The sequence below is a fragment of the Burkholderia sp. 28_3 genome, from assembly GCF_003253915.1.
Classification (GTDB): Bacteria; Pseudomonadota; Gammaproteobacteria; order Burkholderiales; family Burkholderiaceae; genus Burkholderia; species Burkholderia cenocepacia.
The window spans coordinates 494053-507035 of sequence record NZ_QKZF01000002.1 but is presented as its reverse complement, the minus strand read 5'-3'; the positions used below and the strand labels follow the sequence as shown (position 1 = coordinate 507035).

Genomic DNA, 12983 nt, shown 5'->3' with positions numbered 1-12983 from the left:
AAAATTGCGGCCATTCAAGGATTCTTTGGCCTTTCGGAGTCTGTCATGTCCATTGCCCGCCGCACCACGCTGTCGAAGTTCCTGATCGAACAGCAACGTGAGACCAACAACCTCCCCGCCGACCTGCGCCTGCTGATCGAAGTCGTCGCCCGCGCGTGCAAGGCGATCAGCTACAACGTGTCGAAGGGCGCGCTCGGCGAAGCGCTCGGCACCGCCGGCAGCGAGAACGTCCAGGGCGAAGTGCAGAAGAAGCTCGACATCCTGTCGAACGAAATCCTGCTCGACGCGAACGAATGGGGTGGCAACCTCGCCGCGATGGCGTCGGAAGAAATGGAAACGTTCTTCCCGATCCCGGCGAACTACCCGCGCGGCGAATACCTGCTCGTGTTCGATCCGCTCGACGGCTCGTCGAACATCGACGTGAACGTGTCGATCGGCACGATCTTCTCGGTGCTGCGCTGCCCGGACGGCAAGCAGGCGACCGAGGAATCGTTCCTGCAACCCGGCACGCAGCAGGTCGCGGCCGGCTACGCCGTCTACGGCCCGCAGACGGTGTTCGTGCTGACGACCGGCAACGGCGTGAACTGCTTCACGCTCGACCGCGAAGTCGGCTCGTGGGTGCTCACGCAGAGCAACATGCAGATCCCGGCCGACACGCGCGAATACGCGATCAACGCATCGAACGCGCGCCACTGGTACGACCCGGTCAAGCGCTACGTCGACGAGCTGAACGCCGGCAAGGACGGCCCGCGCGGCGACAACTTCAACATGCGCTGGATCGCGTCGATGGTGGCCGACGTGCACCGGATCCTGAATCGCGGCGGCATCTTCATGTACCCGGCCGACAAGCGCACGCCCGATCGTCCGGGCAAGCTGCGCCTGATGTACGAAGCGAACCCGATGTCGTTCATCGTCGAACAGGCAGGCGGCGCCGCGACGACCGGCACGCAGCGCATCATGGAAGTGCAGCCGACCGGCCTGCACCAGCGCGTGCCCGTGTTCCTCGGTTCGAAGAACGAAGTCGAGCGCGTGACCGGCTATCACGACGAAGCAAAATAATTGCACTGCAGCACTGGACGAGGGTGCGAGACATCAGTACAATCGCGCCTTCGCGATGTGGCCCTAACGGGTTGCATCGCAGTGAAGTGAAAGCGGAAAGTCCGCCGGATCGAGGGTTTCGCGAAGCAGCCGCAGCAAGCTGAAAAAATTTCGCAAAACCTATTGCCAAGATCGCGGATTTCACCATATAATTTCATTTCTCTGCTGCCGGTGTAGCTCAGTTGGTAGAGCAGCGCATTCGTAATGCGAAGGTCGTAGGTTCGACTCCTATCTCCGGCACCAAGACATAAAGGTCTGACAAGCATCGCTTGTCAGACCTTTTCTCTTTTCCGGCGCCGAAATCGTGCGCCCGTCCGCTTTCCGACTCACCCTCGTTTGCGGGCATCCCCCGACTCCCGCGCCGCGTCCCGCCGATTACAATCGCCGGACCATTCCCCCCTCTCCCCGCACCATGCGCACCTGGCGTCTCGAGCGACCGGCTTTCTCCGCGCAACTGGACGTGTCCCGCGCGACGCGCCTCGTCGCCGCGATCGGCGGCAACGAGCCCGACGCGTTCGCCGGCGAAATCCTGAGGCTGTTCGACGATGCACTGTCGATCACGCAGTGCACGATCTTCGCGTACGAGTTCGGCAACCGCCCGCGCACGCTGTCCGTCGCCGATCATCGCGGCGGCCGCTATCTGCGCGACGTCGCCGACACGTACGCGCGACACTTCTACGCACTCGACGGCAACCAGCCGATCGTCTCGGCCGCCCGGCGCGGCACGCACCGGCACGGCGTGCTGCTGCACCAGCAGGCCGGCGACGAAATCGATCACGAAGCGTATCGCGCGGCGTGCTATCGCGGCCCCGACGTGTCCGACCGGCTCGCGTTGCTGATGCAGCCCGACGATGCAACCTGGCTGTCGATCAACCTGTATCGCGCGCATCGCAGCGGCGCATTCCAGCCGCGCGAGATCGCGACGATCGAGGCGCTCGCGCCGCTGATCGCGCAGGCCGCCAAGCATCACTACGCGCTGGCCGGCGCGGCGCAGATCGGCATCCCGCAACGCATGCTCGCGCGACTGCGCCATGCGTGCCCGGCATTGTCGAAGCGCGAACTCGACGTGTTGCGCGGCGTGCTCGAAGGCCAGACCGCGCATGACATCGGCGAGACGATGGGCGTAAAGGCGTCGAGCGTCGTGACCTATCAGAAACGCGCGTATCGGCGCCTCGGCATTTCGAGCCAGCGAGAACTGTTCGCGCTGTGCATGCAGCCCTGAAACGCGTCGGCTCGCACCGGGCGCAGCGCGACCGCCGCCGTACCCGAAATGGGGACAACGGCGGCACGACCGGCTTCCATACTGGATCGACCAGCTGCCTGCATCGCTTCACCGATGCGGGCACGTCGAACCGGACCACCCTGGAAGCCAACGATGGATATCGACTTCAAGCCCTACCCGTTCGTCGCCGAGCGCCATCCCGCGCATCTGCCGGAGCGTGACGGCGGCATCGACACGCGCCGGCATCGCGTCGCGATCGTCGGCGGCGGCCCCGTGGGCCTCGCCGTCGCGCTCGGCCTCGCGAATCACGGCATCCGCAGCGTGCTGATCGAAGCCGACGATTCGGTCTGCCACGGCAGCCGCGCCATCTGCATCTCGCGCCGCAGCCTCGAGATCGTCGAGCGGCTCGGCGCGCTCGACGATTTCCTGCGCACGGGGCTGCCATGGACCGGCGGCCGCAGTTTCTACCGGCGCGACGAAGTGCTGCATTTCACGATGCCGCAGGACGCGAACCAGAAGCTGCCGCCGATGGTGAATCTCGCGCAATATCACATCGAACAATTCCTGCTCGATGCCGCGCTGCGCCAGCCCGACCTGATCGAGATCCGCTGGCAGACGAAGGTGACCGGCGTGACGCGGCTGCCGGATGGTGTACGCATCGACGTCGACACGCCGCTCGGCGGCTATGCATTTGATGCCGACTGGGTCGTTGCGTGCGACGGCGGCCGCAGCACGATGCGCGACGCGCTCGGCCTGCCGCTGCGCGGCACGACCTACGAGGGCCGCTACGTGATCGTCGACATCGCGCTCGACAGCGACCGGCCGACCGAACGCCTGGCCTACTTCGATCCGTCGTCGAATCCGGGCTCCACCGTGCTCGTCCACAAGCAGCCCGACAACGTATGGCGGATCGACTACCAGTTGCGTGACGACGAGTATCCCGCAGCGGCCGTGAAGCCGGAGAACGTGATCCCGCGCGTGCAGGACCTGCTCGACATGATGGGCGAGCGCGGCGCGTGGTCGCCCATCTGGATCACGATCTACAAGGCGAACGCGCTGACGCTCGAACGCTACCGGCACGACCGCGTGCTGTTCTGCGGCGATGCCGCGCATCTCGTGCCGATCTTCGGCGTACGCGGCGCGAATTCGGGCATCGACGATGCCGACAATGTCGCGTGGAAGCTCGCGTACGTGATCCGCGGCATCGCGTCGGACGCGCTGCTCGACAGCTACTCGGACGAGCGCGTGTTCGCGGCGCACGAGAACCTGCGCTACGGCACGAAGAGCACCGAGTTCATGGCGCCGCCGTCGTTTGCGTTCGCGCTGATGCGCAAGGCCGTGCTGACGCTCGCGGTCCGGCATCCGGCACTGCGTTCGCTGATCAACCCGCGCCAGACATCGGCCATCGCGTATGCCAGGTCGCCGCTCAACACGGCCGAACGCGACACCTTCGCGGCCGGCCCGGCGCCCGGCACGGTGCTCCCCGAGTGTCCGTTGACGCTGTACGGGGCGCATGGCGACGATACGCACCGCGGCCACCTGACCGATCTCGTCGCGCCGCGCTTCACCGCGTTCTGCTTCACGGCGGACGGCGTGCCCGATCCATCGCTCGCCGCGCTCGAGCCACGCCTGCAGGCAGCGCACATACCGTTCGCGCTCGTCACGCTCGCCCGGCATGCGGCGACCGTACGGCATCCGGCCTGCCGCGGCCACGACGACGACGGGCGGCTGTTCGACATGTACGGCGCACGCGACGGCACCGTCTATCTCGTGCGTCCGGACGGGCACGTGCTCGGTCGCTGGCACGATGCGCGGGCCGACGACGTGAGCGCCGCACTCGATCGCGCGCTCCATCCGCACGCTTCGATCGAAACCGATCTTCAGGAGACCGCATGATGACGGACACCGAACGCGACACGCTCTACACCGATCTGTGCCACACGATGACCCGGATCGGTGAAGCCGATGCGTCGCTCTTCCTCGCCCGTTTGGCGCTGCTGTCGATCGAGGCGATCGACGATGCCGCGACCGTCGCGCGGCTGATTGCCGACGCAGCCGACGGACTGCCGGAGGCCACCCTGTCCACGACGACGCACGAGAGATAACACGTTCGACCGATCAGCCGCAGCGGCGACCCGATTCTTACAAATTCATTTCGCCATGCGTCGCATGCGCACGAATCGTGCCGTACGCAGACAAATCACCTGGAAAATCTGCTTAAGGGTGCATAACATTACTTAACGATTCTGACCCGTCTATCGCGTTACATTGCGTGGGCGGCGCGGCGGTCGCAGCCGCTTTCAACCAGCTTGCGGCGCGCGGCGGCCGGTACGCGGTCATTTCGACTCAACCCAAGGAGAGGACCACCATGACTCATGGCTTGATTATGTGGCTCATCATCGGCGCGATCGCCGGCTGGCTTGCCGGCTTGCTCGTGAAGGGCGGCGGCTTCGGGCTGATCGTCGACATCATCGTCGGGATCGTCGGCGCGGTGATCGGCGGCTGGCTTGCCGGGTTGCTCGGCATCAGCATCGGCAGCGGCTTCATCGGTTCGGTGATCGTCGCGGTCATCGGCGCGGTGATCCTGCTGTTCGTGATCCGGCTATTCAGGCGAGCGGCCTGACGTTTCTCTCCACGCGCCTTCGGGCGCGTTTTCGCATCGGGCCGCTGCGCGCGTCACGCACGCCCTCGCGCCCGATCCACACGGTGCGCGGCATCTCCCCTCGCCATCCCGCATCGAGCGCCGTTCGCAGCCGCTCGGGCATCGGCTCCGCGTTCGCATACTGCGCGACCTGCGGCGGCAGGTTCATCTGCGCCAGCGCCTGCGCGATCGCCGCACCGTTGTCGTCGTACGCATCCATCGCGACCATCGCGAGCTGCACGCCCGGATGACGGCGCTGCCACGCGACCAGATGCGCGGCGTTCTCGCGACAGTATCCGCAATCGAGCGACCAGATCTCGACCGCCAGCGGCCGCTCGCGCGCCGCCGCGTACAGGCGCGCGACGTCCGCCGCGCGCAACGGCTGCAACGCACCGTCGCCCGCCCATGCGGGCAGGCTCGCGAGCACGATGCCGAGCCATGCCATCAGCCGCTTCATTGCGTCCCCTCCACGGCGATCAGCCGATAGCCGTCGTTGCGCGTGCGCCACGACAGGTAGATGCGGCCCGCATCGTCGAGCAATTGCGGGTTGTCGCTCGCGCCCGCCGTCGACGCGATCACGCGCGGCGCCGACCAGTGCTCGCCGCGGTCATCCGACCAACGCAGCTTGATCTGCATCGTGTCGCCGTCGAACGCCTTCCAAGCGAGCCACACGACGTCGCCGTGCGCGACGAGCGCCGCATGCGACGCCTGCTCGCCGGGCACCGCGGGATTCGCGCCGAATGCCCACGGTGTGCCGCGCGGCTGGCCATCGGCGCCGATGCGCGAATAGAACACGTCGGCGCGACCGTCGACGACGCCGAACCACGCCACATGTCGCGTGCCGTCCGGCGTGATCGCGAGCGCCGGCCCGTGTTCGGGGCACGCCTCGACGTGCCAGTTCGAGAACGTCGCGCGTATCGGCAGGACCGGCTCGGACGCCGATACGGGCAGCACCGCGAGCGCGTGATCGCGGATCTGCCCCGGGAACACGTTGCGCCACACGGCCTCGATGCGCCCGGCCGGATCGATCGCCATCGCGATCCGGCAGCATTCGCAGGTGTGGTCGGTCACCTTGCGCTCGGGGTCGAACGACGCGCCGCCGTCGCGTGACACCGCGTAGTAGACGGCCGCGCCTTCGTACGTCTGCCCGGCCGCCTTCGCCGCGACGAGATCACGCTTGTCGATCCATGCGATCGCGATGTTGCCGGCGGGATCGACGGCCATCATGTCGAAGCGGTGCGTGATCGCCTGCCGGTCGCGATGCACGGTCACGGGCACGCTCCACGTCGCGCCGCCGTCGAGCGAGCGCGAGAAGCGCACCATGCCGGTGTACGGCGCATCGAGCGGCATCGACCACGACACGTACACCGCGCGCCCGTCCGGGCTCGTCGCGAGCTTCGGGCGATTCTCGGCGCTCGTGTAGATCGGCTCGGGCATCGCATTGACGGTGACGGGCGCGGACAGCGTGCGCCCGGCGTCGTCGGAATGCGCGACGACGACATGCGCGCCTTCGACCCATGCGACCCACAGCCGATGACGCGCATCGAACGCGGCGCCCGTCGCGAGCGGCTGCTTCTGCTGCGCGGGCGTCGCCTGCATGCTCGTGTGCGCGGCGTGCGGATCGGCGGCTTTCGCCACGCCGGACGCATCATGCGCGCCGGCGGTCGAGAGCGCCGCGAGCCACAGCGCGCAACCCGCCGCGAACGATCTCACAGCGACCATTTCAGTTCTCCATAGAAAGTGCGGCCCGGATACGGGTGGAACGTGTAGTAGCGGCGGTCCGTCAGGTTGTCGATGCCGGCCGACGCGGTCCAGTGACGATCGAAGCGGTAGCGTGCCTTCAGATCGACGACCGTGAACGAGCTCGTGCCGCCGTAGACGTCCGGATTCACGTCGCTGTTGTCGAGCGTGTTGTACTGGCGGCCCGAGTAGCGCACGCCGACGCTCGCGAGCCAGTGCTCGTCGAAGCGATACGACGCGAGCAGGTTCGCGCGCATGCGCGGAATGCGCGGGAAACGCGACCCGACGTAGGCCGGGTTCGCGGCATCGGCAAGGATCTGCGCGTTGCTCGCCGACACGTTCGCGTCGAGGTTGAGCCCGCGCAGCCCGACGTTCTCGCCGCTGAACGCGAGCTCGACGCCACGCACGCGCACGCGGTCGACGTTCGAGATGTTGGTGACGGTCGTCGCGCCCGACGCCGTCGTCTGGCTGTAGATCGAATCGCGCAGGTCGCTCTGGAACACGCTGGCGCGCACGACGCCGACGCCCACGTCGCGTTCGGCCGTGAAATCCCAGTCGATCGCCTTTTCGGGCCGCAGGTTCGGATTGTTGTTGACGATCGCGTTGTTCGAAATCGTGCCCTGGAACAGCTCGCCGACCGTCGGAAACCGCGTGCCGGTCGCGAACGACAGCCGGAAGCGCCAGACTTCCGTCGCGTCCCACTGCAGCGCGACTTTCGGCGACAGCGCATTCGCGCTCCGGTCCGCATAGCCGAACGTGCCTTTCGCATTGCCGAGCGCGCCGCCGTACGCATCCCAGCGCTCGTAGCGCAGCCCGAGCGTCGCGAGCCAGCCCGGCGCGAAGCGCCACGCGTCCTGCCCGAACAGCGCCTGCGTGCGCGTGTCGCCACGATAGACGCTCGCGAGCGACGTGGTCGGCCCGGCCAGCCAGTCGGCGGTGTTGTACGTGACGTTGCGCAGGAAGTAGTTGTCGTAGCGATAGCCGAACGTGAACGTATGGCCTTTCACTTCCGGCGCCTCGGCCTTCAGGTCGAGCGTGCGCCAGCCGGTGCCGTCGCCCTGGAACAGCGTGCCGGCCCCGCCCTGCACGGTCGAGGCCGCGCGCAGCACGTCGCGCGACACGTCGTACGCGGATACCACGCCCGACAACCGCCAGCCGGAATCGAGCCGGCCGTTCAGCCCGAGCGCGTACAGCCAGTTCTCCTGGTCGCCGCGCTGCGGCGCGAACGCGTTCGGCGCAACGGTCATGTTCTGCCCGCCGATCGACACGTTGCCGCCGTAGACCGGATTGCCCGTCGCATCGCGCAGGAAGGTCTCGCCGTGCTGCCGGTAATGGTTCTCCCAATGCCCGAGCGTCAGCGTCGCATCGACGTGATCGGTGAACGCATAGCCCATCCGGACCGTCTCGTTGAGCTGCTCGGTCCGCTCGATCGTCTGCGCGCCGACGATGGTCCGCGGCTTGCCGTTGGGGCCGATGTCGGTCGCGGCGCCCGTCACGGGCACGGCGGCGCCCAGCCTCGGGTTGTAGGCCGAAGCGGGGCTCGCATACTGCATCGGCTGGCCGTTGTTCTCCAGCCGGTCGAGCGACAGCGCGAACCAGAACCGGCCGACGCGGTTCGCGATCCGCGCGGTCTGATGATTGCCGCCGAGGCTATCGGCAAAGCCGTAGCCGTCGTGGTAGCGCTGCGTGAAAAACTGCGTCGACAGCGACGCCTCGAGCTGTTCCGGGCGGCGCGTGGTGAGCAGCACGGTCGAGCCGATCGAATTGCCCGGATACAGCGCGGAAAAGGGGCCATAGAGCACGTCGACGCGCGCGATGTCGTCGGGCGGAATCAGCGACCAGCGCGGCGGGTACGCATAGCTCGACCCGAGCAGGTTCGACAGCAGCACACCGTCGGCATAGACGAGCCCGCGCGCGCTCTGCAGTTCGTTGAAGTCGCGGCCCGCGAAGATGCTGTTGCGGTCACCGATGTAGCGCTTGCGGACCATCAGGTTCGGCGCGTACTTCAGCGCGTCCTCGGTGGTGACGTTGGTGTGCGCATCGATCTGCTCGCGGGTGATCGACGTGACGACGGCCGGCGTATCCGGGTCGACCGGTTGCCGCTGCGCGGTCACGCTGACGGCGCTCAGCGTGTCGCCGGCCGGTGTGGCCGATGCCGCGACACCGGCGGAAGCCGGCGTGGCGGTGGCGGAACGATCGGCGCCGCCGCCGCGGGCGGCCTCGGCGCGCGCATCGTCGGTCGAAGCCGCGTGAGCGGCCGGCCATGCGAAAGCGGCCGCGCATGCGAGCGCGAGCCGGCCGCGCGACGGCCGCGCGGCAAAGGTAGACGACATGAGTGAATTCCTGAAAACGTGATCGGACGCCGCCGGACACGGGTGCGCGAGCCGCGCACGAACGACGCGACGCGCGGACCGGGGCCGCGGGCGGCTCGCGCGCCACCAGGGCGCGCGGACGACATCAATCAGATCGGGAGGTTTTCAGGCGGGGCGCGCGGCTGCGCGAGACGGATGCCCTTGCGGGGTACATCGGGAACGACCGGCGCGGCCACCCGATACGCGAACGTCCGCACGAAGCCCGGCATCGCGGGCAGGCTCGTGCCCAGCGCGACGTTCGCCGCGAAGCCGGGGCAGTACACGCAGTGCGGGACGCCGGCATGGTCGAACGACGACGTGTCGCGGTCGTCGCCCGCTTGTGCGAGCACGACCTGACGGGCGCCCGCTGCACTGCACAACTCGAGCGTGAGCGCGCCGGAGCCGCTCGACGCGAGACGCGCGTAGCCGACGACGGGCGACAGTACGTTCAGTACCAGCGCCAGCCATACGAGGCCGATCCATCGCGTCGTTCGTCTCATCGCGGTCCAGGAAAAAGTGCGCGCAAGTATAACAAGCGGCCCGATTGTTGCCGATCGTGCAGCGTGCAATACCGGGCATCGCACCGCGCGCCGGAGCGCATGTGCCGTTAATACAACAGAGACAAAATCTAACGATTCGCCGCTGGCATAAATCCGAGCGCGAGGTTGATAATCATTGAACCTGCTGGAGAAACGATCATGGACGAAAGACCCACTCGCATGCCACCGCCCGAGCAAGTGATGAGCCCGGATCCAGAACCCGTCGGCGTGGAATTCCTCGCCGAGCTGCCCGAGCACGTTCGGGCATTCTTCGACGAGCAGCACAAGCTGTACTCGCCGAAGTGAACGTCAGTTCGGTTCTGTAACCGCCACGTGTCGATCATCGCTATCGTGCGGTTCATCCGTGCGCTTCGCGCGCAATTCGCCTCGCACCCGGGCCGCAACAGCCTGACGGTGCCGGATCAGCTCGCCTGCTGATTCTCCTGTCGCGACGCTACGCCGCGCGACTGTCTTCGTCTATCCTTCTGGTTTTCCACGTCCGGCCCGCCCGGGTCTCCCGATCGTTCCGATGAAGCAAGCCATTCGTGCCAGCCTCGCTGTCGCCGCGCTCGGCGTCGCCCTCCTTTCGTCTCCGCATCCCGCCCGGGCAGACGGCGACGACACCGCCCTCACCAACATCGTGGCGCTCGCGTCGCAGCGCCTCGCGCTCGCCGAACCGGTCGCGCGCTGGAAATGGGCGAATCACAAGGCCATCGAGGACCGGCCGCGCGAAGCGGCCCTGCTCACGGCGGTCGAACAGCGCGCCGTTCAGGCCGGCATCGATCCCGCGTTCGCCCGTACGTTCTTCGAGGACCAGATCACGGCGAGCAAGGACGTGCAGAATGCACTGTTCGCGACCTGGCGCACGACGCGGCCGCCGGAAGGCACACCGCCCGATCTCGCCGCCAGCACGCGGCCGGCGCTCGATCGGCTGACGCAGAAAATGCTGACCGGTCTCGCGCAGGTCGCCCCGCTACGCGAGGCGCCCGATTGCCAGGCGCGGCTCGCGCGCAGCATCGCGAACTGGAAGACGCTCACCCGCTACGATTCCACGCAGACGCAGGCACTCGATACCGCGCTGTCGCACGTCTGCTCCGCCGGCGGAGCCAGCGCGATCGGCTGACGCGCCGTGGCGCTCAATCCGCCGGCGTGAGCGCCATGAGCGGAATCACCTGCAGGCCGCGCGCGAGATGCGTCTGCAGCAGGCGATGGGTGAAGGGTTCGAACACACTGGCCGCCGCGTCGGCCACGAGCCGCGCGGCCGCATCGAGCGATTCCGCCGAACCGAGATAGCACCAGCCGTCGATCACATGAAACAGGCGGCGCTCGCCGTTCGCCTCGAACGCGACGGCGCCTTCGAACGGCCAGGGCGCGCCACCCGCGCGGGTAGCGTCGGCCGTGGGGCGCCGGTTGTACGACGGGCGCAACCGGGCAATCCATTGCGCTTCGGCGAGCATCGCCCCCAGCTCGTTGCCGGTCTCGCGCCATTCGACACGGCGCACCTGCTGCGCCAGCCGCATTTCCTTCGACGACCGGCGTTCGCCGGTCAACAGCGCGCGCAGCCGCTGCCGCACGCGCACGCTGCGGCCGACATACAGCGCTTCGTCACGCTCCCCGAACAACGCATACGCGCCGCACCCTGCCGGCGCGGTATCCAGCCACGCCTCGGTCAGATCGCCGCCCAGACGGAAGTGACGCGTCGTCCGCGCGATCTGGTCGCGCAGCCGCTCGAGCGGCACGATCTCGTGCAACTGGCGCCAGAACTGCCAGAGCAGGTCGGCATCGGCCAGCGCCCGGTGGCGCGCGGCCGGAACGAGCCCATGCCGTTCGATCAGCGCATCGAGCCCGTGCCGCGATTCGCGCGGAAACAGCGCGCGCGACAGCCGCACCGTGCAGAGCACATCGGGATTGAAGGCCAGCCCGGCGCGCTCGAACTCGGCGCGCAGGAAACCGCGGTCGAAGCTCGCGTTGTGCGCGACGAACAGCTTCCCGTCGAGCCGCTCGAACAACGCCGGCGCGAGCGACGCGAACGTCGGCGCGTCGCGCACCATCGCGTCGGAGATGCCCGTCAGTTGCTGGATGAACGGCGGGATCGCCTGCCCCGGATTGACGAGACTCGTCCACGTCGACACGCCGAGCGGTCCGATTTCGACCACGCCGATTTCGGTGATGCGGTGGTCGGCGGACGAGCCGCCGGTGGTTTCGAGGTCGACGAAGACGAGCGGCTGTTCGCTGGCGGGATCGGACGGACGGGAATCGGACATGAAAAGACTGGGAAACGATGCTTCCGTGAGTATGCACCGGCGGGCGTACTCGCGGCCAGCCCGACCGGTTTGCTCCGTCCCCGGAAAACAAAAAGCCCCCGCGATGCGGGGGCCGGACGTGATCGGCGATGCGTGGCGCGTCAGACCGCCTGGATATTCGCTGCCTGCTTGCCTTTCGGGCCGACCTTGACGTCGAACGAGACACGCTGGTTTTCCTTCAGCGTCTTGAAGCCGTCCATCCGGATTTCGGAAAAGTGCGCAAACAAATCTTCACCGCCATTGTCCGACGTAATAAAGCCAAAACCTTTAGCATCGTTAAACCATTTCACGATACCGGTATCCATGTCTTCGTTCCCCACTCGATAAGATCAAAAAAGCTATTTTTATAGCCGTTACCCGAAATCCCGAAACATTGCGCCAGCACCCGCACCAGCACGCCGCCCGAGGACGGAGTGCTGACTTTATAAATTGGACAATCCGGGTGCGTCAAGAAAATTTTTGGCGACCGTTTTATCGAAAAGACGCTAATAGCACTGGAATCGGTACACCATCGCCTTTGATTAATTGATTCGCATCAAAAACCTGTCAATATTACCGGGACCGGATCGCCAATAATCCGGGGCGTGAAATTCCTACCGGGGACAAATCGATTCGGTAAAATCCTCGGGTTTTTTCCGGGTTGCAGAAATGCGGGGACGTTGCGATCCTGAATCAACACCGAAAGGAAGGAGAGGGTCATGTGGCTGGACGGAATCAAGCGCTTCGCGAGCCGGCTCGGACGCGTACGTCGCAAGTCCCGCGCCTTGGCCGAGTCCGCGCGCGAAGCGCCATGCGACACCGAATTCGATATGACGTGGCACGGCGATCACTGGCAGAACCTGCTCGCATCGCCTCTCGACGCCCGTCACTACGTGATGGAAGACTGGACCTATACGCCGCCGCCGATCGAGGCAGAAGAAGCCGTGCCCGCGGGCAAGCGCAAGCGCCGCTCGTACACGCAGTAGCGCACCGGGCAGCAGGGCAAAAAAAAAGCGCGACTGGGAAGTCGCGCCGACAAAGGTTTGGAGATCTTTTCCGTCAACGAAAAAGTCTGCTTCGGAAAGCAGAGATCGCAGTATAACGAGAGAA

At 66.6% G+C, this 12983-nt stretch carries 14 protein-coding genes and 1 tRNA gene; 9 read left to right on the top strand and 6 right to left on the bottom strand.

Features of this window, described 5'->3' with window-relative positions:
- The first annotated feature begins 45 nt into the window (after positions 1 to 45).
- The 6 genes from DFS13_RS07100 to DFS13_RS07075 all read left to right on the top strand — a co-directional run bounded on the left by DFS13_RS07100 (position 46) and on the right by DFS13_RS07075 (position 4943).
- Complete coding sequence (locus tag DFS13_RS07100; protein WP_006485729.1) at positions 46 to 1059, top strand: class 1 fructose-bisphosphatase; 1014 nt, start codon at positions 46 to 48, stop codon at positions 1057 to 1059.
- A gap of 206 nt (positions 1060 to 1265) precedes the next feature.
- Positions 1266 to 1341, top strand: a tRNA-Thr gene (locus DFS13_RS07095).
- Positions 1342 to 1510: 169 nt separating this feature from the next.
- On the top strand, positions 1511 to 2320 hold the full coding sequence (locus DFS13_RS07090) for a LuxR C-terminal-related transcriptional regulator (RefSeq protein ID WP_058902079.1): 810 nt from the start codon (positions 1511 to 1513) through the stop codon (positions 2318 to 2320).
- A gap of 153 nt (positions 2321 to 2473) precedes the next feature.
- Positions 2474 to 4216 (top strand): FAD-dependent oxidoreductase, encoded by a 1743-nt coding sequence (locus DFS13_RS07085; RefSeq protein WP_111441518.1) that lies wholly within the window; start codon positions 2474 to 2476, stop codon positions 4214 to 4216.
- On the top strand, positions 4213 to 4425 hold the full coding sequence (locus DFS13_RS07080; protein ID WP_060213678.1) for a hypothetical protein: 213 nt from the start codon (positions 4213 to 4215) through the stop codon (positions 4423 to 4425). Before DFS13_RS07085 ends, DFS13_RS07080 begins: the two co-directional genes overlap by 4 nt.
- Positions 4426 to 4688: 263 nt before the next feature.
- The gene (locus DFS13_RS07075) at positions 4689 to 4943 is read left to right on the top strand and encodes a GlsB/YeaQ/YmgE family stress response membrane protein (RefSeq protein ID WP_006476609.1); all 255 of its coding nucleotides are present in this window, start codon (positions 4689 to 4691) and stop codon (positions 4941 to 4943) included.
- Here DFS13_RS07075 and DFS13_RS07070 read toward each other — a convergent pair.
- From DFS13_RS07070 to DFS13_RS07055, 4 genes are all read right to left on the bottom strand, one after another.
- Positions 4927 to 5418 carry a TlpA disulfide reductase family protein gene (locus DFS13_RS07070; RefSeq protein ID WP_111441517.1) on the bottom strand — a complete coding sequence of 164 codons (492 nt, stop codon included), beginning with the start codon at positions 5416 to 5418 and terminating at the stop codon, positions 4927 to 4929. The genes DFS13_RS07075 and DFS13_RS07070 overlap by 17 nt on opposite strands.
- Positions 5415 to 6683 (bottom strand): sialidase family protein, encoded by a 1269-nt coding sequence (locus tag DFS13_RS07065; protein ID WP_111441516.1) that lies wholly within the window; start codon positions 6681 to 6683, stop codon positions 5415 to 5417. Before DFS13_RS07065 ends, DFS13_RS07070 begins: the two co-directional genes overlap by 4 nt.
- Complete coding sequence (locus DFS13_RS07060; RefSeq protein WP_111441515.1) at positions 6671 to 9034, bottom strand: TonB-dependent receptor; 2364 nt, start codon at positions 9032 to 9034, stop codon at positions 6671 to 6673. The genes DFS13_RS07065 and DFS13_RS07060 overlap by 13 nt, the downstream gene beginning before the upstream one ends.
- 128 nt (positions 9035 to 9162) lie before the next feature.
- On the bottom strand, positions 9163 to 9552 hold the full coding sequence (locus DFS13_RS07055; RefSeq protein ID WP_006486673.1) for a DUF2946 domain-containing protein: 390 nt from the start codon (positions 9550 to 9552) through the stop codon (positions 9163 to 9165).
- Between the two features lie 240 nt (positions 9553 to 9792).
- Between DFS13_RS07055 and DFS13_RS40225 the strand changes: the two genes are divergently transcribed.
- Together DFS13_RS40225 and DFS13_RS07050 are read left to right on the top strand one after the other, a co-directional pair.
- A complete protein-coding gene (locus DFS13_RS40225) occupies positions 9793 to 9897 on the top strand; it encodes a chorismate mutase (protein ID WP_162484450.1) in 105 nt (34 codons plus the stop codon).
- 223 nt (positions 9898 to 10120) lie between these two features.
- The gene (locus tag DFS13_RS07050; protein ID WP_006496573.1) at positions 10121 to 10714 is read left to right on the top strand and encodes a chorismate mutase; all 594 of its coding nucleotides are present in this window, start codon (positions 10121 to 10123) and stop codon (positions 10712 to 10714) included.
- Between the two features lie 13 nt (positions 10715 to 10727).
- On the opposite strand, the gene DFS13_RS07045 is transcribed toward DFS13_RS07050, so the two are convergent.
- Both DFS13_RS07045 and DFS13_RS07040 read right to left on the bottom strand, forming a co-directional pair.
- Positions 10728 to 11855, bottom strand: a complete 1128-nt coding sequence (locus tag DFS13_RS07045; protein WP_006496574.1) for an exonuclease domain-containing protein — start codon at positions 11853 to 11855, stop codon at positions 10728 to 10730.
- Between the two features lie 140 nt (positions 11856 to 11995).
- Positions 11996 to 12199, bottom strand: a complete 204-nt coding sequence (locus DFS13_RS07040) for a cold-shock protein (RefSeq protein ID WP_006476615.1) — start codon at positions 12197 to 12199, stop codon at positions 11996 to 11998.
- A gap of 393 nt (positions 12200 to 12592) precedes the next feature.
- On the opposite strand from DFS13_RS07040, the gene DFS13_RS07035 reads away from it, so the two are divergent.
- Entirely contained in the window at positions 12593 to 12859 is a 267-nt protein-coding gene (locus tag DFS13_RS07035) for a hypothetical protein (RefSeq protein ID WP_006486644.1), read from the top strand.
- Positions 12860 to 12983 lie beyond the last annotated feature (124 nt).